Origin of the sequence: Lentzea sp., assembly GCF_035525475.1 — a bacterium.
Lineage (GTDB): Bacteria > Actinomycetota > Actinomycetes > Mycobacteriales > Pseudonocardiaceae > Lentzea.
This window is the reverse complement of sequence record NZ_DATLEC010000066.1, coordinates 18,053-39,097: the sequence shown is the minus strand read 5'-3', so window position 1 is coordinate 39,097 and position 21,045 is coordinate 18,053. Positions and strand designations below refer to the sequence as shown.

Annotated in this window: 22 protein-coding genes; 8 read left to right on the top strand and 14 right to left on the bottom strand. The window is 70.8% G+C overall.

The annotated features are described in order from the left end of the window. Window positions 1-45 precede the first annotated feature (45 nt). Window positions 46-1,755 (bottom strand): alpha/beta hydrolase, encoded by a 1,710-nt coding sequence (locus VM306_RS11425; protein ID WP_325513931.1) that lies wholly within the window; start codon window positions 1,753-1,755, stop codon window positions 46-48. A gap of 272 nt (window positions 1,756-2,027) precedes the next feature. Here VM306_RS11425 and VM306_RS11420 point away from each other — a divergent pair, with 272 nt between their 5' ends. Continuing rightward, window positions 2,028-3,224 carry an MFS transporter gene (locus VM306_RS11420; RefSeq protein ID WP_325513929.1) on the top strand — a complete coding sequence of 399 codons (1,197 nt, stop codon included), beginning with the start codon at window positions 2,028-2,030 and terminating at the stop codon, window positions 3,222-3,224. Window positions 3,225-3,319: 95 nt separating this feature from the next. Here VM306_RS11420 and VM306_RS11415 read toward each other — a convergent pair whose 3' ends face one another. The 6 genes from VM306_RS11415 to VM306_RS11390 are packed head-to-tail and all read right to left on the bottom strand — an operon-like array spanning window position 3,320 to window position 9,278. After that, window positions 3,320-4,249, bottom strand: coding sequence for a fumarylacetoacetate hydrolase family protein (locus tag VM306_RS11415; RefSeq protein ID WP_325513927.1), 930 nt, complete (start codon window positions 4,247-4,249; stop codon window positions 3,320-3,322). Window positions 4,250-4,253: 4 nt separating this feature from the next. After that, the gene (locus VM306_RS11410) at window positions 4,254-5,192 is read right to left on the bottom strand and encodes a VOC family protein (RefSeq protein ID WP_325513925.1); all 939 of its coding nucleotides are present in this window, start codon (window positions 5,190-5,192) and stop codon (window positions 4,254-4,256) included. Beyond that, window positions 5,189-6,211 carry an amidohydrolase family protein gene (locus tag VM306_RS11405; protein WP_325513923.1) on the bottom strand — a complete coding sequence of 341 codons (1,023 nt, stop codon included), beginning with the start codon at window positions 6,209-6,211 and terminating at the stop codon, window positions 5,189-5,191. Before VM306_RS11405 ends, VM306_RS11410 begins: the two co-directional genes overlap by 4 nt. Next, window positions 6,208-7,332 carry an FAD-dependent oxidoreductase gene (locus tag VM306_RS11400; RefSeq protein ID WP_325513921.1) on the bottom strand — a complete coding sequence of 375 codons (1,125 nt, stop codon included), beginning with the start codon at window positions 7,330-7,332 and terminating at the stop codon, window positions 6,208-6,210. Before VM306_RS11400 ends, VM306_RS11405 begins: the two co-directional genes overlap by 4 nt. 15 nt (window positions 7,333-7,347) lie before the next feature. Further along, complete coding sequence (locus VM306_RS11395; RefSeq protein ID WP_325513919.1) at window positions 7,348-8,301, bottom strand: cyclase family protein; 954 nt, start codon at window positions 8,299-8,301, stop codon at window positions 7,348-7,350. Continuing rightward, window positions 8,298-9,278, bottom strand: a complete 981-nt coding sequence (locus VM306_RS11390; protein WP_325513917.1) for a fumarylacetoacetate hydrolase family protein — start codon at window positions 9,276-9,278, stop codon at window positions 8,298-8,300. The genes VM306_RS11395 and VM306_RS11390 overlap by 4 nt, the downstream gene beginning before the upstream one ends. Window positions 9,279-9,383: 105 nt before the next feature. On the opposite strand from VM306_RS11390, the gene VM306_RS11385 reads away from it, so the two are divergent. Further along, window positions 9,384-10,289: a LysR family transcriptional regulator gene (locus VM306_RS11385; RefSeq protein ID WP_325513915.1), complete on the top strand. Its 906-nt coding sequence runs from the start codon at window positions 9,384-9,386 to the stop codon at window positions 10,287-10,289. Between the two features lie 62 nt (window positions 10,290-10,351). Then, window positions 10,352-10,666: a hypothetical protein gene (locus VM306_RS11380; protein ID WP_325513913.1), complete on the top strand. Its 315-nt coding sequence runs from the start codon at window positions 10,352-10,354 to the stop codon at window positions 10,664-10,666. Window positions 10,667-10,807: 141 nt separating this feature from the next. On the opposite strand, the gene VM306_RS11375 is transcribed toward VM306_RS11380, so the two are convergent. Next, entirely contained in the window at window positions 10,808-11,200 is a 393-nt protein-coding gene (locus VM306_RS11375) for a nuclear transport factor 2 family protein (protein ID WP_325513911.1), read from the bottom strand. Next, window positions 11,197-12,210, bottom strand: coding sequence for an NADP-dependent oxidoreductase (locus tag VM306_RS11370; protein WP_325513907.1), 1,014 nt, complete (start codon window positions 12,208-12,210; stop codon window positions 11,197-11,199). The genes VM306_RS11375 and VM306_RS11370 overlap by 4 nt, the downstream gene beginning before the upstream one ends. Before the next feature lie 110 nt (window positions 12,211-12,320). Between VM306_RS11370 and VM306_RS11365 the strand changes: the two genes are divergently transcribed. Further along, window positions 12,321-12,887 (top strand): TetR/AcrR family transcriptional regulator, encoded by a 567-nt coding sequence (locus VM306_RS11365; protein WP_325513904.1) that lies wholly within the window; start codon window positions 12,321-12,323, stop codon window positions 12,885-12,887. Window positions 12,888-12,896: 9 nt separating this feature from the next. On the opposite strand, the gene VM306_RS11360 is transcribed toward VM306_RS11365, so the two are convergent. The 3 genes from VM306_RS11360 to VM306_RS11350 all read right to left on the bottom strand — a co-directional run bounded on the left by VM306_RS11360 (window position 12,897) and on the right by VM306_RS11350 (window position 13,868). Continuing rightward, window positions 12,897-13,055 (bottom strand): hypothetical protein, encoded by a 159-nt coding sequence (locus VM306_RS11360; RefSeq protein WP_325513902.1) that lies wholly within the window; start codon window positions 13,053-13,055, stop codon window positions 12,897-12,899. Window positions 13,056-13,202: 147 nt separating this feature from the next. Next, complete coding sequence (locus VM306_RS11355) at window positions 13,203-13,367, bottom strand: hypothetical protein (RefSeq protein ID WP_325513900.1); 165 nt, start codon at window positions 13,365-13,367, stop codon at window positions 13,203-13,205. A 66-nt stretch (window positions 13,368-13,433) separates the two neighbouring features. Then, entirely contained in the window at window positions 13,434-13,868 is a 435-nt protein-coding gene (locus VM306_RS11350; RefSeq protein ID WP_325513897.1) for a helix-turn-helix domain-containing protein, read from the bottom strand. Between the two features lie 156 nt (window positions 13,869-14,024). Between VM306_RS11350 and VM306_RS11345 the strand changes: the two genes are divergently transcribed. Together VM306_RS11345 and VM306_RS11340 are read left to right on the top strand one after the other, a co-directional pair. Then, window positions 14,025-14,789, top strand: a complete 765-nt coding sequence (locus VM306_RS11345) for an alpha/beta hydrolase (protein WP_325513895.1) — start codon at window positions 14,025-14,027, stop codon at window positions 14,787-14,789. 967 nt (window positions 14,790-15,756) lie between these two features. Beyond that, complete coding sequence (locus VM306_RS11340; RefSeq protein WP_325513893.1) at window positions 15,757-15,936, top strand: zinc-binding dehydrogenase; 180 nt, start codon at window positions 15,757-15,759, stop codon at window positions 15,934-15,936. A 9-nt stretch (window positions 15,937-15,945) separates the two neighbouring features. On the opposite strand, the gene VM306_RS11335 is transcribed toward VM306_RS11340, so the two are convergent. After that, entirely contained in the window at window positions 15,946-17,049 is a 1,104-nt protein-coding gene (locus VM306_RS11335) for an alpha/beta hydrolase-fold protein (protein ID WP_325513891.1), read from the bottom strand. Window positions 17,050-17,065: 16 nt separating this feature from the next. Then, window positions 17,066-18,337 (bottom strand): MFS transporter, encoded by a 1,272-nt coding sequence (locus VM306_RS11330; protein WP_325513889.1) that lies wholly within the window; start codon window positions 18,335-18,337, stop codon window positions 17,066-17,068. 66 nt (window positions 18,338-18,403) lie between these two features. On the opposite strand from VM306_RS11330, the gene VM306_RS11325 reads away from it, so the two are divergent. Both VM306_RS11325 and VM306_RS11320 read left to right on the top strand, forming a co-directional pair. Next, window positions 18,404-19,210 carry an IclR family transcriptional regulator gene (locus VM306_RS11325; protein ID WP_325513887.1) on the top strand — a complete coding sequence of 269 codons (807 nt, stop codon included), beginning with the start codon at window positions 18,404-18,406 and terminating at the stop codon, window positions 19,208-19,210. Between the two features lie 44 nt (window positions 19,211-19,254). Beyond that, window positions 19,255-21,042, top strand: a complete 1,788-nt coding sequence (locus tag VM306_RS11320) for a glycoside hydrolase family 3 protein (protein WP_325513885.1) — start codon at window positions 19,255-19,257, stop codon at window positions 21,040-21,042. The last annotated feature ends 3 nt before the right edge of the window (window positions 21,043-21,045 follow it).

Genomic DNA, 21,045 nt, shown 5'->3' with positions numbered 1-21,045 from the left:
GGTGCGGCCGGCGAGCAGGTGCTCGCCGGCCGCACCGAATCCCGATCAGCGCAGCGGTGCGTTGATGTCGCTGATCTTCGCTCGCACCGACTCGCGCAGTACCGGCAGCGGCGACTGGGCGGCCGTCGCCACGGCGACCGGTGAGTCCCGCACCGGACCGGGGACCGGGTGGACCTCGGTCTCGTTCGGCAGCGGGACTCCGGGACAGGTGACGTTGCCGGGCCGCGAGTTCCGCAGCAGGAACACGTTCACCATGCCGTCGACGCAGGGGTTGCCCTCGAAGGCGTACTGGCCGTGGAAGGGGCTGTCCGCCACCGACACGAGGCTGACGCCCGGTGCCGCGCGCACCGCGGACCTGGCCTGCTCGTACCCGGTCTGCGGGTCGAGCTCGCCCTGCACGACCAGCACCCGGCCGGCCACCTCCGCCGGCAGCGACGGCAGCTCCTGACGCGGGGCGTCGGACCAGAAAGCGCACGGTTCACTCAGGCCGTACTGCCAGCCGTAGAGCGGGTACCGCGGGCCCTGCTGGTCGGACAGCCGCTTGTACCAGGCCGCCGAACGCGTCGGCTGGTCACCGCAGGCCACGGCGTACCGGGTCGTCGGCACGAGCCGGTAGTCCTGCGGATCGTCGGCGAGCGCCCGGGCCACCGTCGCCGGGGTCAGCGACGCGAGCGGGACGCCGAACGCCTCGCGGGACCTGGCGTCGAGCTCCGGCGCGAGAGCCGACCCGGTCGCCGCCGTGGTCGCGCCGTTCGCACCCCGCACTCCCAGCACGAACACCAACGCGCCCAGCACCCAGCGCAGCGGCGAGCCCATGCCCACGAAGATCGTGTCGAACTGGTCGGGGCTGGTGCCCGAGGACGCGAAGAACCGGCGGGCACGCTCCCAGTTGGCGGCGGCCTCCTCCGTCGTGGCGCCGACCTCCTCCGGGAACTGCCGCGTCATCCACGGCAGGAACGACTCCTCGAACAACCGCTGGTTGATCTGCGGCCACGCCTCGAACGCGGCCTGGAGACGCCCCTGGAAGTCGACGCTGGAGTCCAGCACCATCTTGCCCGCACTGCGGGGGAAGAGCGACGCGTACTTCGCCCCCAGCCAAGTGCCGTAGGAATAACCCAGGTAGTCCAATTGGGACTCACCGAGCAGGATCCGGATCAGTTCCATGTCGTGCGCGGTCTGCCAGGTCGTGATGAACGGGGCGAGCGCCTCGCTCTGACACGCCTCCGCGACCGCGCGCGGCAGCTTCAGGTGCTCGGCGATGCTCCCGGCCGACCGGTCACGCGCGTCGAGGTCGGTGCGCGGCGAAAGACGGTCGATGGGCACCTCGCACGTCTCGGGCGCCGTGCCGCCCTCCTGACCGGTGCCGCGAGGGTCCATTCCGATCAGCGCGTAGCGCTCGTGGAGCTGAGGCTGGACAGCGGCCAGCTCACCGGCCAGGGACGTGCCCTGACCACCGGGACCACCGGGGTTGAGCAGCAGCGAACCGAGGTGCTCCCCGGACGCGGCGACCCGGCTGATCGAGACGACCAGGTCCCGCCCCGACTCGGGCGCGGCCCAGTCCCTGGGCACGGTCACCAGCGCGCACTCGGCGGGCAGCGCATCCGGTTGCGGAGCGAAAGCGCACGCGCCCCAGCTCAGCTTCTGCTCGGCATAACGGGAGAACGGGTCGGTCGAGGCGCTCACCGGCACGGTTGTGACAGCGAGGACGAGCGCTGTGACGACGGCGGGCACCACGGCGGCGGTCGATCTGCGCACGGCAGTCCTTTCGCGACAGGGATCCGGGCAGCACCCATCCGAGCAGGCTCCTCGACGTCGTGTCCACGGCAGCTAGTACTTTCGGCCAGGGCTGGTTTCCGTTGCGTCTCAATGGGTTCCCGGCGGTTCTTCCTGCCGCGCCACCGACACATCCACGCCGTGGATACCTGGCGTCAGGACAAGTGATTTCCGCACAGCCCAGGACGACGCCAAAACTGGGCCAAGTGATGCCGGTCACCGGAGATCGGCATGCACACCTCAACGGAGACGCCGTGCCGAATCCAGTCATCGAACCCGAAGTGGTGCACCCCGCGGGTCGTTCCCAAGCGGTCGTCCTGCTGCTCGCGAGCTGCCTCCCCGTGCTCGGCTCGGTGTTGCTCGCGCCCGTGCTGCCGAACATCCAGCAGGCGTTCGCCTCCACCCCCGGCGTAGCGGCTCTCACGCCGATCGTCCTCACCGCGCCCGCGCTGATGATCGGGCTGACGGCCCCCGTCGCGGGACGTGTGGTGGGACGGACGGGCCGCAAGAGGTTGCTGGTCATCGGCCTTGTCGCGTACGGGCTCTTCGGGACCGCGCCGCTGTGGCTGCCGTCGCTGGGGCTGATCGTGGCCAGCCGCGTCCTCGTCGGGATCGCCGAGGCCGCCATCATGACCTGCTGCACCACGCTGCTCGCCGACTACTTCCACGGGCAGCAGCGGCAGCGGTACTTCGGCCTGCAGACGGTGTGCACGACCGTTGCGGCCACCCTGTTCTTCGCGTTGGGCGGGTTGCTCGGCGGCCTGGGCTGGAGGACACCGTTCTGGCTCTACGCCGCCAGCCTTCCTCTCGCACTGCTGGCGATCAGGTACCTCTGGGAGCCCACCGGAAGCCAGGAGCGGTCCGGGGCGGTTCCGCTGGCGTGGCGTCGTTTGGCCGTTCCCGTTGGTGTCACGTTGGTGGGAGGCCTGGTCTTCTACACGTTGATCGTCGAGTTGCCCTACGTGCTGGGCGGCGTCGGTGTCGACTCCCCGGCCACGATCGGTGTGATCAGTGCGCTGGCTTCACTGGCGACCGCTGCCGGCGCGACTTTGTTCGCACGGCTGGCGGACCGGGGTCCCGGTCTCACCCTGACGCTCGCGTTCCTGTTCTCCGGCATCGGTTTGGGTGTGCTCGCCTTCGCGTCCGGGCTTCCTCTCGTCATCACCGGGGCCGTGGTCACCGGAGTCGGCAACGGCCTGCTCCTGCCCGCCTTGATCACGTGGGCGCTGGGGAGGCTCAGCTTCGACCAGCGTCCCCGCGCGTCCGGCGTGTGGACCGCGGCGCTGTTCATCGGGCAGTTCGTGTGCCCGCTCGCGGTTCTGGCCCTGTCCGAGGCGATCAACGGACTTTCCTCGGCCCTTCTGGTGATCGGTCTGGTCGCGCTGGTCCTCTCGCCTGTCGGCAAGGCCGTGGGCTCGGTCGACGCCAAGCCGGTGCGCGTCGGCCAGTGAGCATCGCCGCGGTCCGCGGGTGGTGCCGCTGGACGGCATGGCCGCGCCCGGGCAGGTGGGTCACCTGCTCGGGCGCGGCCACCAGGACAGCGAAGTCACGGCCTGTTCCGCGGTCGCCGGCGAGCACGGGGCAGCGGGTGGACCGTCCCTCCGGCGGTCACGGTGGTGGTGAGCCGGCCGATGCCCTCCACGGTGAGGGTGACCGTGTCACCGGGCCTGAGCGGCGGACGGTCCGAGCCCCGCCCCCACAGCTCCGCCAGACATCCCCCGTTGCCGCAGGTGCCGGACCCGAGCACGTCGCCGGGCCGCACCGACGTGCCCCGCGAGGCGTAGGCGACCATCTCCTCGAACGTCCAGCTCATGTTCGACAACAGGTCCTCGCCGACCACCTCGCCGTTGACCTCCGCGGTCAACGCGAGGCGGAGCAGGCCGTCCTCGTCGCGCCACGGCTCGAGCTCGTCCGGGGTGACCAGCCAGGGTCCGAGGGTGGTCGCGGTGTCCTTTCCCTTGCACGGTCCCAGTCCCACCGCCATCTCGGCGGTCTGCAGGTCGCGCGCGGACCAGTCGTTGAAGATCGTGTACCCGGCGATGTGGCCGCGTGCCTCGTCGGCCGTGAGGTCGCGGCCTTCGCGTCCGATGACCGCCGCGACCTCCAGTTCGAAGTCGAACCGCTCACAGCCCGGCGGGAGCGGCACGTCGTCGTCCGGGCCGAGGACGGCGTGCGGGTTGGTGAAGTAGAACGTCGGCGCCGCGTACCACTGCTCCGGCACCCCCGTTCCCGCCCGCATGCCCTCGACGTGTTCCTCGAACGTCACGAAGTCCCGCACCGACGCCGGTTCCAGTGGTGCGAGTAGACGCACCGCCGAGATGTGCGGACCCGGTGGCGCCGACAACGCCTCGTTGCCCGCGGCGGTCAGGTCGTCGAGGACCTCGACGAGCGAGCCCGCGTCGACCGGGTGGAGCAGGTCGTGGTCGAGCACGCCGATGCGCGTTTTTCCTTCGTGCGAGTACCTCGCGAACCTCATGGCGTCACACCGGCGGTGCGACGAAGCAGCCGCGGTCGGGGTCGTTGAACGACTCCTTGGCCACGAGCTCGTTCATCGGGTTGGCCGTCCCCCACTGGTCGGAGACCTCCGGCTGGGAGAGGTCGTAGACGCTCGGGTGCCACGCGTCCTCGTCCAGCATCTCCAGCTCGGTCGTGTACTCGACCGTGTTGCCGTGCGGGTCGAAGAAGTAGGAGAACGTGTTGTCGCCCGCGAGGTGCCGGCCGGGTCCCCAGATCTTGCGGACCCCGGCGCGCAGCAGGCGACCGGTGCCGCGCATGTACTCGTCGATGCCGCGCATCTCGAACGAGATGTGGTGCAGCGACGTGTGCGGTCCCCTCGCGAGGGCCAGGCTGTGGTGCTGCGGGTTGATGCGCATGAAGTGCATGAGCTCGCCCATGTGGGGCGAGCTGAGGCTGTCCGACAGCGCGAAGGACAGGTGCTGCTCGTACCAGGCCCGAGTCCGGTTGAGGTCGGGCGAGTTGAGGACGACGTGGGACAGCCGGACGGGGATGGCCTCCTTCTCCTCGACGCGGCGGTGCGTGCGCGTGTCCACGTCGGCGGAGACCTCGACCGTGCGCCCGTCGACGTCGAAGAACCGGAAGCCGTACCCGCCGCCGAGCGTGCCGAGCTTGTCGGGGGTGCTGATCAGCCGCACCCCGGCTGCGATGAGCGAGTCGGCGAGCGCGTCGACGTCGTCGGTGTTCGCGGCGCCGAACGCGACCAGGTCCAGGCGCTTGTCGTCCGCCTTGCGCAGCCGGACCACGTACTGCTCTGGCGACCCTTCCGCGGCGAGGAAGCTCAGCCCGCTGTCGTTCGCGACCTCGGTCAGGCCCCAGACCCCCGCGTAGAACTCGCGCTGCTTGTCGTAGTCGGGCACGGCGAGGTCGACGTGCCTCAGGTGGGTCAGCAATCGCCTGGTCACCGGTTCTCCTCCAGGGTGAGCACCGCGGCGGCGTTGCCACCGCGGATGGTGTCGAAGTCCGATTCGGACAGTGCTGCGGCGCGCAGCGTTTCCAGCGGGTCGTCGGCGCCCATGTCGAAGGGGAAGTCCGATCCGAGCAGGACGCGGCTCGCTCCGGCGACGCGCACCAGTTCGCGCAGCACGCCGGCGTCGTGGACGAGCGAGTCGAAGAACAGGTTGTGGCGCAGGTAGTGGCTGGGCGGGTGGGCGCAGCCCCGTGCGTCGGGCCGGACGTGCCACGCGTGGTCGGCCCGCCCGATGTGGGTGGGCAGGTAACCGCCACCGTGCGCCGCCACGACGCGCAGCTCCGGATGGCGGTCCAGCACGCCCGAGAAGATGAGGTGGGACAGGGCCACGGCGTTCTCGGTGGGCTGGCCGACGCTGTTGGACAGGTACCAGCGGTCGAGCCGTTCGTTCAACGTGCATCCGAAGGGGTGCAGGAAGATGATCGCGCCGGTCTCCGCGGCCAGTGCCCAGAACGGTTCGTACGCCGGGTCCGACAGCTCGCGGCCGGGAGCGTGGCTGCCGATCTCCACCCCGGCCAGCCCCGCGCTCAGAGCGTGGTCCAGCGCCCGCACCGCCTGGTCCGGGTGTTGCAACGGCGCCAGTCCGAGGCCGCGCAGGCGATCCGGAGCTTGGGCGCAGTGCTTGGCGGTGGAGGTGTTCGCCGTCTCCCACACCGCTCGCGCCAGTTCCGGCTCGGCCCAGTAGTGGTAGTGCGACGGCGACGGGCTGACGAGCTGCACGTCGACGCCGGCCATGTCCATCGCCGCGAGCCGGTGGACCACGTCGGTCAGGAGCTGCAGCCGGTCCCTGACCATCGCACCGCTGACGGCCAACGCCTCAGGGCCGTTGCGGCGGGCATCGAGCTCGCGTGCTTCGGCGTGACCACTGGTCTCCGCCACGAGGCGGTCCACTTCGGGCAGCAGGACGTGCGCGTGCACGTCCACGGTCGGTGTCGTCGTAGGGGGTGTCGTCACGGCCGGCCTGCCAGCACCGCCATCGTGCGGCCCATGAGGCCCGGCACGTCGGCATCACGGACACCGTCGAGCAACCACTGTCCTAGTTGGACGGACGCGTCCACCACGGTGCGAACGCGCTCATAGCGCCGCGCCCGGTATTCGGTGAGCACCGCGTCGTCCCACACGTCGTGCGCGGCCAGCAGTTCGGCGAGGACCTGGCTGTCCTCCAGGGACATGGCGGCGCCCTGCGCCAGCGTCGGAGGGCAGGCGTGTGCGGCGTCGCCGACGAGCACGACGCGCCCGCGGTGCCACGGGCCGTCGACCAGCAACCGGTCGAACCAGGTGTAGTTGACCAGCTCCGGATCGGTCAGGGCTTCCTGGATCTCCGGCCACGGCCCGCCGTAGTCCTTCGCCAGCGCCAGCATCTCGTCTGCGTAGGTGGACGGCGCGATGGTGGCCCGGTCGCGGTTGCGCTCCACCAGGTAGGCGTAGGCGGTGTCGGGCCCGGTCGGGCAGCAGCCCGCGATGAAGCACGCTCCGCCGTAGATCATCTGCGTGTGCTCCACCCCCGACGGCCGCGGCACGGGCGCGCGCCAGATGGCCATGCCGGTCGGCACGGGCACGTCGTCGATCCCGATCAGGCGCCGCGTCGCCGAGTTGAGGCCGTCCGCGCCGACGACCAGGTCGTAGCGCTGGCGCGTGCCGTCGGAGAACGTCACCCCGACGCCGTCGTCGTGCTGGTCGAACCCGGTGGCGGTGAGGCCCAGCCGCACCGTCGCCCCCGACGCGCGAACGGCGTCGATGAGGATCTGCTGGAGGCGTGGTCGTCGCATTCCCACGGTGGCGGGCAGGTCGTCCCCGCCGAAGGAGACGCCCGGCTGCACGGCGAGCACCGTTCCGGCCGGGTCGAGGATGCCGAGGTCGTTGAAGGGGAACCCGTCGCGGAGGACGTCGTCGAGCACACCGACGTCTCGCAGGACGCGCAAGGCGTTGCCCTGGAGGGTGATCCCGGAGCCCGCGGAGGCGTTCCAGTCGGGTTTGGCCTCCACGAGGTCGACCAGATGACCGTCCCGCCGGAGCAGGACGGTCAGCGCGTTCCCGGCGGTGCCACCGCCGAGGACGAGGACGGTGCGGGGCATGGAAGCTCCTCGTGGTTACTTGACGGCGATCGGGTTGACCGGCGAGCCGACGGCTCCGGTGACGGGAAGCGGGGCGGCGGACAGCCAGAACTCGTGGACCCCGTCGCGGGCGCAGTCGTCGGCCAGCGCCTCCAGGTCCCACATCTCCCCCACCAGGAGCCCGATGTGGGGGATGACGACCTGGTGCAACGGCTGGAACGCCTCGGTGAACTCGTTGGGGCGGACCTCGAACCCCCACGTGTCCGTGGCGATGGCGGCGATCTCGCTGCGGTGCAACCACTCCGCGGTGGTGAACGACAGGCCCGGTGCCGGGCCTCCCGCGTAGTCGCCCCAGCCGTCGCGTTTCGCGCGGGCCAGCTGCCCGGTGCGCACGAGCACGATGTCGCCGCGGCCGACAGCGACCCCGTGTGCCTCGGCCGTGGCCACGAGGTGGGTTTCGGTGATGGCGAAGCCGTCGGGCAGTTCGCCACCACCGACGACTCGGCCCACGTCGAGCAGCACGGCCCGGCCCGCGACGTGGGCTGCCATGTGCTCGATGCCGGTGACCAGGTCGCCTTCGGACGTGACCGTGGTACCCGCGTCCCGGCCGTTCCAGGCCCGTCCGTGGTCGAAGATGTGGCCGAGACCGTCCCACTGGGTGGAGCACTGCAGCGGCATGGCGATCACGTCGTCAGCGCCGCCGATGCCGTGCGGGAAGTTCTGCAGACCCGCCGCGGCGTCGGTTCCCGTGTCGAGCATGGTGTGGACGGGGTTGGTCCGCCGCCGCCAGCCCTTCTGCGGTCCGTTCATGTCGAACGGCAGGGACAACGAGAAGCTGTCGCCGCGCCGCACCAGGGCGGCTCCCTCGGTGCGCTTCTCGGCCGTGAGGTAGTTCAGCGTGCCGATGCGGTCGTCCTCGCCCCAACGTCCCCAGTTGGAACAGGTCTTCGCGGCGTCCGCGATCGCGCCCTCGGGATCGTCGCGGTTCACGCCTGCTCCTCCGCGACGCACCGGGTGCGCTGGACGCCGAGACCGGTGATGGTGGACTCCATGACGTCGCCGTCACGCAGAAGGCGACCGTGGTGGATGCCGTTACCGGCGGGAGATCCCGTGAGCACGATGTCGCCGGGCAGCAGCCGGGCTGTGTGCGAGGCGTAGGAGACGACCCGTGCGACGTCGAAGATCATGTCCTTTGTGGACTCGTCCTGCATGGGAACGCCGTTGAGGCGCAACGTCAGCCGCAGGTCCATCGGGTCGGGGACGAACTCGGCGGGCACCACGAACGGCCCCAGCGGGGTGAAGCCCGGAGCGTTCTTGGCGCGGAACCAGTCGGTGCCGATCTCCTTCATGTCCTTGCGGAACACGAGGTCGCGCGCGGTCAGGTCGTTGGCGATCGTGTAGCCGGCGACGTGCTCCAGCGCCTCTTCCGTGGACACCCGGTACGCGGGCCTGCCGATCACCGCGACCAGTTCCAGCTCCCAGTCGGGCTGCGTGGTCCACGACGGGAGAACGACGTCGTCGTACGGACCGGTGACCGCGGAGGGCAGGCCGGTGAACACGTACGGCTGGTCGTCCCGCGCACGGCGGTCCATCAACGCGGCCGCGCGCTCCCGCGCCTCGTCCTCCGTCTCGGCCGCGTCCTCCGGCCGGTTGGCGACGACGAGGTCGATGACGTGCTGGCGGTAGTTGGCGCCGGACTGGACCACCTGCCGCGGCTCGACCGGCGCGTGCACCCGCAGACCGTCCAGCGGCCGCCACGCCTGGTTTCCATCGCCCGCCAGGTCGCGCAACGCCGGCAGGGCCTCGTCCCAGCGATCCAGGACCGCGACGGTGGAGGCGGGCTGCCACCGGAGCGCCGCGCCGAGGTCCAGCACGCGGTCGTCGACGACCAGGCCGGGGAACGGCGGCTCCCCACCGCCGGAGAAGGTGCCCAGTGCGAACCGGACCGGTTGCGCGAGTGTTGCCATCAGGTGTCCTCCCGTGTCTCGAGGACTACTGTGACCGGCGTCAAACGATCACGGAAATGAATGTTCTGGATGCTCTTCATCCATGACATGGATGCTGGAGGCGCGGTGAACCTGTCGAATCTCGACCTGAACCTCGTCGTCGCCCTGCGAGCCCTGCTCGAGGAACGCAACGTCACCAGGGCAGGACAACGCATCGGACTGACCCAACCGGCCATGAGCGCGGCACTGGCCCGTCTCCGCCGCCACTTCGACGACCCGCTGCTGTCCCGCACCGGCTCGCGCTACGACCTCACGCCCCTCGGCGCCGTCCTCCTCGACCGCGCGGCCACCGCGTGCGACGTCCTGGAACGCACCTTCACCAGCCAGGCCACCTTCGACCCCGCCACCGACAGCCGCGAGTTCACCCTCATCAGCTCCGACTACGGCGCGACGGTCCTCGGCGTCCCCCTGGCCCGCGTGCTCCACGACGAAGCCCCCGGAGTCCACCTGACCTTCCACCAGACATCGCCCATCCTCCAGGAAAACCTCGGGACGCTTCTGAGCACGGTGGACGGTCTCCTCCTCCCCCACGGCGTCATCGACGGCTTCCCCGCGGTCGAGCTGTTCAGCGACCAGTGGGTGTGCCTGGTGGCCGAGGGCAACCCCGAGGTCGGTGACGAGCTCACACTCGACCAGCTCGCGCACCTGCCGTGGGCGGTCTACCAACGCGCCTACGACGCACCGGTCACGCGTCAGCTGAGCATGCTGGGGATCAGTCCCCACGTGGACGTGTCGGTGTCCTCGTTCCACCTGCTGCCCATGCTGGTCGCGAACACCAGGCGCGTCGCGCTCGTGCAGAAGAGGCTGACCGAGCTCTTCCCCGCCTTCGGCGTCCGCGTCCTGCCTTCGCCTTTTCCGTCCGTGCCGCTGCAGGAAGCCATGTGGTGGCATCCTGCGCACGCCCAGGACGCCGGGCACGCCTGGCTGCGCAAGGTGATCAGGGAAGTCGGGCAAGCCGTCACCAACTCGTGACCCCGAAGACAGAACAGGAAGAACCCGTGAAGAGACCAGTCGGACGATGGCGGATCTGTGAGATGGAGACGTGGGACCAGGAAGCCGTTGAGCTCCTGGGACCTGGATTCATCGAGTTCACAGCCGATGGAACAGGCCGTTTCGGCATCGTGGCCGTGAGCGGGTGGATGGACTGCCGGTGGGGCAAGCGCGACGGTCACCCGTTCGTCGAGTTCAGCTGGGACGGCGATGACGAGGGCGATCAGGTGAGCGGGAGAGGCTGGGCCGCCCTGGCTCCGGACGGCACGCTTTCCGGACACCTGTTCTTCCACATGGGTGACGAGTCGAGCTTTCGCGCGGCACCGTTCGCCAAGGGCGACACCTCGGACAACCGCTGAACGACGTCCGCTGTCACGCACCCGGGCGCGTGCGAGACGACGGCCCGACCGCCTCGGACAGTTCGGCGGCGGCCTGGGCCACGAGCTCGGCGAAGGTCGCGTCCGGGAGGCAAGCTCGTCCTCGTCCTGTGACCAAGCGACTCACGACCAGGCGTTGTCGGCGGCGAGGACGAGCTCCGCGATCCGCCACTCACCCCCGGCGTGGTCGAGCCGGAAGGTGAGGACGCCGGTCGTGAGCACGGCCGCGTTCGACGTCAGCATCAGGTACGCGGTCGCGGTGCCATCTCCGCGGACGACGACGTTGGTCAGGTGGTGCCGCCGCTGCCCGGTCTCCGCGGCCCACGCGGTTCGCACGAACTCCAGAATCGTCTCGCGTCCGGCGACGGGGCCGAGGGCGGGCGCGCCGGGGATCTCGAACGTCCAGGTCGCGTCGTCGGTCAGGACGGCCTCCAGCGCCGCCGGGTCGTGCCGGTCGAGCGCGAAGGCGTAGCGGGACAGGGTGTCGTGGACGGCGAGCCGTTCCGCCGGATTCATGCGACGGTGAGCACGATCTTGCCGCGGAGGTGTCCCCGAGCGGCTCGTTCGTGCGCGGCCTGGGCGTCCTTGAGGGCGAAGGTGCTGTCGATCGCGACGCGGAGGGTGCCGTCCTCGAGCAGGCGGGCGATCTCGGCCAGCTGCGCGCCGTTCGACCGGACCTGCGTGGACGTCACCGTGATGCCCAGCCTCGCGTTCTCCTCGTCGTCGAACTCGCCGAAGTAGACCGGGTAGAGGGAACCGCCGCGCTTGACCGACTTGAGGAACCGCCTGCTCCGAGTCCCGCCGACGCAGTCCAGGACGAGGTCGACGTCGCGGACGACCTCCTCGGGGCTGTCCTTCGTGTAGTCGATCACCTGGTCGGCGCCGAGGTCGCGCAGGAACTCCCCATGGCCGGCGGAGGCGACGGCGACGACCCGCGCGCCCCTCCACTTCGCGAGCTGCAGCGCGAGGTGCCCGACGCCCCCGGCGGCGCCGTTGACCAGGACGGTGTTCCCGGAGCCGAGCGCCACCGGGCGGTGCGGGGCCTTTTGGAACGGCGAGGGGAAGTCGTGGCCGAGCTCGATCAGGAACTGCCACGCCGTCAGCCCCGACATGGCCACGGCCGCGGCGTGCTCGTGGCTGACGCCGACCGGCTTGTGCGCGAAGTCCGACGCCGGCGCGGTGACGTACTCCGCGTAGGCGTTGCCCTGCAGGGAGGACGGGAAGTTCAGCATGCCGAACACCTCGTCGCCGACCGCGAAGCCCTCGACGCCGTCGCCGACCGCCGCGACGACACCCGACACGTCGGTCCCGGGGATCAGGGGCAGCTCGACCGGCGGCTTCAGCTCCTCCGGCACGTCGGGCATGCCCTCCCGCGCATACCAGTCGGGCGGGTTGACACCGACCGCGTGCACCCGGATGAGCAGTTCACCGGCGTGCAGCTCGGGCACGGGCGCTGCCTCGTAGCGCAGGACCTCGGGCCCGCCGTACTCGTGCAGGCGGATCGCGTTCATGGTCTCAGTCGGCACAGCTCTCTCCACTTCTCACGGGGGTAAGCTCTAAACGAGTCACGGACCCGTTTATCCGGGTCACTGACCCGAATATATGGGTCACTGACCCGTTTACGCAAGGAGCGCAGATGAGGGCGGACGCCAAGGCCAACCGCGACCGCCTGCTCGACGTCGCCGGCACCGTCATCACCGAGCACGGCAGCGAGGCGTCGATGCGCGACATCGCCCGCCGCGCGGGAGTCGGGCTGGCCACGTTGCAGCGGCACTTCCCCACCAGGGAGTCGCTGCTCGAAGCCCTGCTCCGCACGAGCTTCGACGAGCTGACCGAGCGGGCGACCCAGGTCGAGGCCTCGAACCCGCCCGACGAGGCGCTGACGCTGTGGCTGCGCGACTTCATCGCGGTCTGCACGAACTACCGCGGCGTCGTGACGGCGATGGTGCAGGCGATCGAGGACCCCGAGTCAGCGCTGCACAGCTCGTGCGTCGCGATGCGCGGGTCCGGCGCGCGGCTGCTCACCCGCGCCCAGGAGGCCGGTGAGGCGCGCACCGACCTCGACGGCGCCGACCTGTTCGCCCTGGTCTCCTCGCTCGTCTGGCTCAGCGACCAGCCGGGCCTCGAGGCGCGCGCCGAGCGCCTGTTCGACGTCGTGATGAGCGCCATCGTGACGAAGACGCGGGGGAACACTCCGTCCTGACCGGAGGGCCTACTTCTTCGACACCTCGATCTGGCGCTCCTTGATGTGCTGCAACCCGAGCGTGATCGACTCCTGGTCGTTGTTCGGGCCACTGCAGGAGAGGCCGACCATCTCCGAGTCCGGTTCCCGGTACACCTCGACGTACCGGATGCCCTTCTGACGCGGCACTGCACGACGCGGTGGGCGAAGTCGGTGGCCTCCGGGTCGCCCTGTCGGTGACTTCCTTGGACGGCGGCGGGTCGGCCCTCTTGTCCACACCGTGGTCCGTGGGGCACCGGAGGTAGGGCGCGAGCAGGGCGTCGTGGTCCTCCGGCGTCATGTCCAGGCGTCCGCGCGGTCGTTGCCCCTCGGGCGCTGCCGATGCCGACGTGCCGACCGGGGGGACAGGGACAGGGACGCCGCCTCCTGGCCGCCGCTCTCCGGCCGCGCGGAGCACGACGCCAGGACCAGGGCCGCGCAGACGACCACGATCCGCTTCATGCGGTGATCCTCGCGGTCGCTCGTGAGGAACCTGTGTGGATCAGGTGTGCAAACGCACCAGTGACGTCACCGGGTATGGAGACCGTCGGCGGCGTCGAACACGGCGCAGTTCTGCTGGACCACCGGCATGTACCGCTCAGCCCACACCCGCAGCCCCTCCAGCGGCGCGACGAGCGTCGTGCCCAAGCCGGTCAGCCGGTAGTACACCCGCGGAGGCTTGCTCGCCTCGACACGACGACCGACGAGCCCGTCCCGTTCCAGCGCCCTGAGGGTCTGCGCCAGCATCTTCTGCGACACACCGGTCATCTCGCGCTTCAGCTCGGTGAACCGCAACTCGCCCTCGGTGGCGGCAAGCGACAGCACCGCCATGACCGACCACCGCGACCCCACCCGGTCGAGCAGGTGCCTCGTCGGGCACAGGGGATCGAACAGGTCCCCCTGGCGCGAGGCGGTTACCCCGACGTCACCTGGTGCCGCCAAAGTGCCTTCTTCCCCGCTCACTGGCGGTTTCCTACAGTTACCACGTTCCCAAGCGTAACCAAGGAGGGCCTTGTGCACCAGCTGACTCTGTCTCCCCACCTTCCCGGCGCGACCGTGCACCGGATACCGATCGACGGGGTCGAACTCGCCGTGGAGACCCTCGGGCAGGGACCAGCCGTGCTGCTGCTGCACGGCTTCCCGCACACCCGCGCGATCTGGCGCGATGTCGCACCCCGGCTGGCCGCGGCAGGTTTCCGGGCCATCGCACCGGACCTGCACGGGCTGGGTGACAGCACCGCCGCCGTCCGTGGCTACCAGGCATCCGCGATCGCCACGGACCTGCTCCGGATGTTGGACGTTCTAGGAGAGCACGAAGCACACGTCGTCGGCACCGATCTGGGCGTCACGCCGGCATTCGCCCTGGCGGCATCGTCGCCCGAGCGCGTGAGCAGCCTGACGCTGTCGGAAGGGCTGATCGGGCTTCTACCCGGCGCAGAAGCCTTCTTGCGGCAGGGGCCGCCGTGGTGGTTCGGCTTCCACCAGGCACCCGGCGGCCTGGCCGAGGACGTCCTGGAGAACTCGGCGGAGCGCTACATCCGCTTCTTCCTCTCCGCCGGCAGCCGCCGAGGTCTGCCGGCAGACCTCACACAGGTGATCGTCGAGGCCTACCGGAGCAAAACGAGGCTCAGCAACGCTTTCGACCACTACCGCGCGATGCCGGCCACCACGGAATGGATCGGGAACCGGGCGCAGGACCAGCGACTGACGACGCCGACCCTCGCCATCGGCGGTGGCGTGGTCGGCACGGTCACCGCCCGCCAGCTAGAGCCGATCACCGACCGCCTCGACCAGCACCTGCTCGAAGACTGCGGTCACATCACCCCGATCGACCAGCCGGACACCTTCGCCGACCTTCTCATCAAGCACGCCAGGTCTGTCTGAGCTCCGCGACTGGCAACTCGGCGGGCCACCTAGGTCCTCCGATCAGAGGATGCGGCATGACTGTCCGGTGGACCGAGTTCCAGCCGCTGACCCCGGATTCGGTCGATGTGCGCCCGGTGCCGGCGCTAGGACGGTGTGCGTGCCAGAGAACCGACGCCGGAAGGGATCGCGGATGAGCCGGTCGGAGCACAACCAGATCAGTCGTCGTGTGCTGCTCGCCAGTGCGGGTCCCGCGGCAGGCGCCACGCTGACAGCCGGAGCATCCACGCAGGCGGCGGTCGCCGAGCAGGCGGTGTTCGGACCGGCGGTGTTCGGGCCGGTGAAGATCCGGCCGGGCGACCCGCGGTACGAAAACCTGTCGCGCGGCAACAACTTCCGGCACGGGGGACGGCCGGACGAGATCCGCGTGGCCGGCTCGACCGACCAGGTGGTGCGCGCGGTGACCGAAGCGGTGCGGGCCGGGCGGCGGGTACGGGGCCTTGTTCGGCATCACCAGCCCCTCCGGCTTCGGCTGCGATCTCGCCGGTGTCGTGGACGAGGTCGGGCACGGCGTCACCGGCTCCGTCCAGGGCGAGCGCGTGTACGGCGGCGTGCTCGCCGCGGCGTTGCCCACGCCCGGCCTCACCGCGGCGGCCGCCCTCGACGCGGTCCGCCTCGGGCCGGCCGCCACCCTTCTCGTCGGCGGCGCTGCCGGCGGCGTGGGCGTCCTCGCCGTACAACTCGCCCGGCTGGCCGGTGCGACCGTGATCGGCACCGCGTCACCGGGACCCTTCGACTTCGTGGAGCGGCTCGGCGCGATACCGACCACCTACGGCCCCGGCCTCGCGAACCGGGTTCGCGCGCTTGCCCTGGGTGGCATCACCGCCGCCATCGACCTGCACGGCACGGAGACCGCCGAGGCCGCGCTCGTCCTCGGCGTGCCTCCGGCACGGGCCTCGACCGTCGCGCGGACCACCGCATCCCCGGCGTGCACGCGACAGGTGCGTTCGCCGCCGCACCGGACGCACTCGAGCGCATCGCCGACGCGGTCGTCGCCCGCCACCTCTTCGTGCCCATCGCATCGTCGTTCCCCCTCGACCGAATCCGCGAGGCCGTCGCCCTGCAGGCCGCCGGCCACGTGCACGGAAAGATCGTCATCACGCCGTGACCCAGGGGTTCAGTCGTGCCGCTGGAACAACCGGGGCGCGAAGTCCCGCAGGTTGTCACGCCACGTCTGCCAGGTGTGGCCGCCTGGAGCGAACTCGGAGTACGTGTGACGGATGCCGAAGCGTTCGAAGACCGCGCGGGTGGCCACGTTGTTGGTGTAGGCGATGTCGTCCGGGTTGCCGCAGTAGACCCGGTGCAGACGTGTGCGCTGGTCGACCCGGGGATCGCGGAGCAGGTCGGCGTGCCGGGTGACGAGCCCGTCGAGCACTTCGGGGAAGTAACCGGAGCTGAAGTCGCCGATGTGAGCCATCGACCCCGGCCGGCTCAGCAGGACGTTCCACGTCTGCAACCCTCCCAGCGACAACCCGGCGAGGGCCCGGTGTTCAGGGCCGCGCAGCACGCCGAACGCGCGTTCCACCGCCGGGACGAGGTTGTCCAGCAGTTCGGCGGGATAGGAGTCGTCGCCCGGCAGGCCGGTGGCTCCCGGCACGGTGCCGTCCGGCATCACGACGACCATCGGCCGCAGACGACCTGCCTCGTACAGGTTGTCGAGGATGACGTTCGCGCGTCCGGGTTCGATCCAGTCGAGGTGGTCGCCGCCGCCCCCGTGCTGGAGGTAGAAGGTCGGCAGGTTCCGGCCACGGTGTCCCGGCGGCATCCACACGGTCGCCGCGCGCCGTGATCCGGTGACCGTGCTGTGGTAGGTCAGTTCGCTGACTTGGCCCCGAGGCCCCGGCCCCGGAACGAGGAACTCGGTTCCCTTGCCTGGTACGAGGAACGTCGACAGCGACGGGCTGGAGTGGACGGAGCTGGGGTTGGTGGGGTCCTTGGTCTCGACGCCGTCCACGACGAGGCTGTACTGGTAGTAGTCGGGCGTCAGCGGACCGGTGGTGAGCGTCCAGGTTCCCCCGCCGTCGTTGGTCATCGGCTGGTTGATCAGCCCGAACGACGGCCCCCAGCCGCCGCGCACCTCGACGGTGCGGGCGGCGGGAGCGCGGAAGGTGAAGGTCGCGGTGCGGTCCTTGCGCACCACCGGGGTGCGGGTGGTCGCACCGGCAGTGGAGGGCAGGACGGCGATCGCCGCTGTGGCTGCGAACAGGGTTCGTCGTGACACCACGGGACTGCTCCTTTCAGGAGACCTTGCGGATGGGCAGGACCAGCACGGCGCCGACCAGTCCCGCGACGGCACCGAGGACGAACAGGGCCGTGAAGTTCTGCGGCGAGGCGGCGGTGGCGCCGATGGCCAGAACGGCGGGCGCGATCGCGGGGATCAGCGAGCTCGGCAGCGTGCTCGCGATGTTCATGATCCCGAGGTCCTTGGCGGGGTTGTCCGGGTCCGGCAGCAGCTGGGTGATCAGCGCGATGTCGACGGCGAAGTAGGCGCCCTGGCCGAGGCCGACGATCGCGACGGCCACGAGGAACATGCCGAACGAGGTCGCGAACGCGGCCGTCGTCAGGCCGACGGCGAAGATCACCGCGGCGGCGACGACGAACGGCTTGCGCCTGCCGACGCGGTCGGACAGCTTCCCCGCCAACGGCGCGAAGAGAAGCGCCATCACCGTCAGGACCAAAGTGGACAGAAAGACCGCGTTCGCCACCTCGGCGGGCGGGTGGTGCAGCACGACGATCAGGTAGAACGGTTGGTAGGCCTGGATCGCGGCCACCCCGAGGAACACCATCAGCCTGCTCAGCCACGCCCAGCCGAAGTCCGGCCGGCGGCGCGGGCTGACCCAGAACGTGCGCAGCAGGTCGATCCAGCCGAACGGCTCCCGCCGGGTCGCTCGCGCGTCGGGCAGCCGAATGGCGAACGCGACGCAGCCGAGTGCCGCGATCGCCGCCGGGAGCAGGATCATCGCGTCGAGGTCCGGCGCGACGAGCTGGGCGATGAAGAGCCCGGCGACCGCGCCCACCGGGAGGCTGAGCCCCACGACCGCGGACGCGGGGCCGCGGCGTTCCGGCGCGAACTGGTCGGCGACGACCGCCGTGCACGCCACCGTGGCGGAGCTGAACCCGAGCGCGGTGGCGATGCCGGACAGCACCAGCACCGGCGTGCTCTGCCCGATCAGCATGAGCACCGCGCCCACGACGAACAGCGCGGCGCCGAGCAGCAGGAACGGCCTGCGTCTGCCCAGACGGCCTGTCGTGCGGTCGCTGAGCCGTCCCAGGACCGGGAAGGACAGCAGTGACCACAGGGCGCTGATGCCGATCACCGTGGACAGCAGGGTGGTCGCGCCGGCCGGATCGAGAGCCGTCGCCTTGAGCGAGGTGGTCAGCACGGCCGGGACCAGGTTTCCCATGCCGGCACCGACAGCGGCGAGGCCCAGGAAGAAGAGGAAGCCGCCGCTTGGGTTGGGCCAGGCCTGGGTCGACCCGGTCGAGTGGTCTTGGAGGAAAGCGCTCATCGTCGGGCACCTTTCGCCGCAGTTGCGGGCGAGGATGACCAGCAGCCTGCGGTATGGTCCCCGCTCATGCCAACCAATGGAACGTCGGCGAGAAAGCGGGGGCGTCGGCCGGCGCACGGCGAGCCCGTGGTGGACCGGGCGCTGTCCCTGCTCGCGGCGTTCGACGCGGAGCACCGCGCGTTGTCGTTGGCGGAACTGAGCCGCCGCACCGAGATGCCGCCGAGCTCGGCGCTGCGCCTCGCGAACCGGCTCGTCGACTGGGGTGCGCTGGAACGGGACGAGTCGGGGCGGTTCTCCATCGGGTTGCGGCTGCTGGAGGTCGCCACTCTCGCGCCGCGCGGGCACGGCCTGCGGCACGTGGCGTTGCCGTTCATGAACGACCTGGCCGAAGTCACCCGTCAGCACGTCCAGCTCGCGGTCCGCGACGGGATGCAGGCGATGCTCGTCGAACGGCTGTCCTCCCGGCACGCCGCACCGGTCGACTACCGCATCGGGGGCCGGCTACCGCTGCACTCGACCGGCGTCGGGCTGGTGCTGCTGGCGTTCGCGCCGCTGGAGGTGCAGGAGGAGCTCCTCTCGCGGCCGGTGTACAGCGAGCCGGACAACAAGCTCATCCCGACGGACAAGCTGCGGCGCACGCTAGCCGAAGTGCGCAGGGAGAGGCTGGCGATCTTCCGGCGGGACGACGAGCACGAGTCGATCGTGTCCGTCGTGGCACCGGTGTTCGGTCCGGACGACACGGTGCCGGGTGTGCTGGGAGTGCTGGTGCCGCAACGAGTTGCGCAGCCCAGGCGACTCGGCCTGGCCGTGCAGACCGCGGCGCTCGGCATCTCGCGCGAGCTGGGCGCACGCCGCACGGTTGCCATTGAATGACACGTCGGTGTGGGTGAACCGGATCGTCGGCCCATGCTCTGCGCATGCTGCCGTACCAGGACCCGGACCGGCCGGTCGACGCCCGCGTGCACGACCTGGTCGGCAGGATGACCCTGCCGGAGAAGGCGGGTCTGCTGTGCCACACGCCCGTCGCGGTGAGCCCGGACGGTGACCTGGTCGAGCAGTCGCACGGTCCGCTGCCGGTCGCCCCGACCACGCACGCGGTCGAGGACCTGCACCTGCGGTGCCTCAGCCTGATGGCACCGGTGTCCGCGCGGCAGCTCGCCCGGTGGCACAACCGGGTGCAGGCGCTCGCCGCCAGGAGCAGGCTCGGGATCCCGGTGCTGGTGTCGTCGGACCCGAGGCACTCGGCGAACGCCAACCCGCTGACGTCCGTGCCGTCCGGCAACTGCTCGCGGTGGCCGGAACCGCTCGGGCTGGGCGCGCTCGGCGACGAGCGGCTGGTGCGCCGATTCGCCTCGGTGGTGCGGGCGGAGTACGCCGCGGTCGGCATCCGGCTGGCGTTGCACCCGATGGCCGACCTGGCTACAGAGCCGCGGTGGTGCCGCGTCTCCGGCACGTTCGGTGCCGACCCGGCACTGGTCGGCCGGCTCGCCGGCGCCTACGTCGAGGGGTTGCAGGGGCCTTACCTGGGACCGGCGTCGGTGGCGGCGATGGTCAAGCACTGGCCGGGCGCCGGGCCGCAGGCAGGTGGCGAGGACGCGCACTTCCCCTCCGGGCAGGACCAGGTCTACCCCGCGGGCCGCTACGAGCAGCACCGCGCCCAGTTCGGTCCCGCGCTGCGGGCCGGTGCCGCCGCCGTCATGCCCTACTACGGCCGTCCGGTCGGTGTCCGGGGTCTGCGCGAGGTGGGGTTCGCGTTCGACCCCGAGGTGATCGCCGGGCAGTTGCGTGGCGGCGAGGGCTTCGACGGTCTCGTGTGCACCGATTTCGGGCTGTTGACCGACTCTGTGCTGCCGGACGGGTCGGTGTGGCCCGCACGGGCGTGGGGGCTCACGCACCTCGACCGCACCGAACGGGCGAGGCAGCTGATCGAGGCCGGCGTCGACCAGTTCGGCGGTGAGTGGTGCCCGGAGGTCGTCGTCGAGCTGGTGACGAGCGGGCGGGTGAGCGAGGTGCGGGTCGACGACTCCGTGCGCCGGGTGCTGACCCTGATGTTCCGGCTCGGGCTCTTCGAGAACCGCTACGTGGACGAGGACCGCGCCGCCGCGATCGTCGGCCAGGCGGACTTCGTGGCCGAGGGCAAAGCCGCGCAACGCCAGTCGATGGTGCTGCTCACCAACAACGGCGTCCTGCCCCTGGCCACCGGTGTTCGCCTCTACGTCGAGGGCATCGACCCGACCGTCGCGGCGCGGTACGCGTCCGTTGTGGACAGTCCGGCGGACGCGGATGTCGCGCTCGTGCGCATCACGACGCCCCACGAGCCCCGGCAGCGGCTGCCGGAGGCGTTCTTCCACCAGGGGCGGCTCGACCTGCCGGACGAGCAGCTCGACCACCTGCTGCGGCTCGCGGCCACCGTGCCGACGGTGATCGACATCTTCCTGGAACGCCCGGCGGTGGTGCCTGAGCTCGCCGAGCACGCCGCCGGATTGCTCGGGGACTTCGGCGCCGAGGACGAGGCCGTTCTGGACGTGGTGTTCGGGCACGCGCGCCCGGGCGGCAGGCTCCCGTTCGAGCTGCCGAGCTCGATGGCCGCCGTCGCCGCCCACCCCGAGGACCTCCCCTGCGGCACCGAGAACCCGACGTTCCCGCTCGGTCACGCCGTGCCCGCAGGAGACTGGATCCCCCGCGTCACCGAGTCGAAAGGCTGACCG

Bases quoted from the DNA above. Each gene is read 5' to 3' on its own strand.
- VM306_RS11320 (WP_325513885.1), top strand. From the start codon at position 19,255: ATGCTGCCGTACCAGGACCCGGACCGGCCGGTCGACGCCCGCGTGCAC.
- VM306_RS11415 (WP_325513927.1), bottom strand. From the start codon at position 4,249: ATGAGGTTCGCGAGGTACTCGCACGAAGGAAAAACGCGCATCGGCGTG.
- VM306_RS11365 (WP_325513904.1), top strand. From the start codon at position 12,321: ATGAGGGCGGACGCCAAGGCCAACCGCGACCGCCTGCTCGACGTCGCC.
- VM306_RS11330 (WP_325513889.1), bottom strand. From the start codon at position 18,337: ATGAGCGCTTTCCTCCAAGACCACTCGACCGGGTCGACCCAGGCCTGG.
- VM306_RS11390 (WP_325513917.1), bottom strand. From the start codon at position 9,278: ATGGCAACACTCGCGCAACCGGTCCGGTTCGCACTGGGCACCTTCTCC.
- VM306_RS11355 (WP_325513900.1), bottom strand. From the start codon at position 13,367: ATGAAGCGGATCGTGGTCGTCTGCGCGGCCCTGGTCCTGGCGTCGTGC.
- VM306_RS11380 (WP_325513913.1), top strand. From the start codon at position 10,352: ATGGAGACGTGGGACCAGGAAGCCGTTGAGCTCCTGGGACCTGGATTC.
- VM306_RS11325 (WP_325513887.1), top strand. From the start codon at position 18,404: ATGCCAACCAATGGAACGTCGGCGAGAAAGCGGGGGCGTCGGCCGGCG.
- VM306_RS11375 (WP_325513911.1), bottom strand. From the start codon at position 11,200: ATGAATCCGGCGGAACGGCTCGCCGTCCACGACACCCTGTCCCGCTAC.
- VM306_RS11400 (WP_325513921.1), bottom strand. From the start codon at position 7,332: ATGCCCCGCACCGTCCTCGTCCTCGGCGGTGGCACCGCCGGGAACGCG.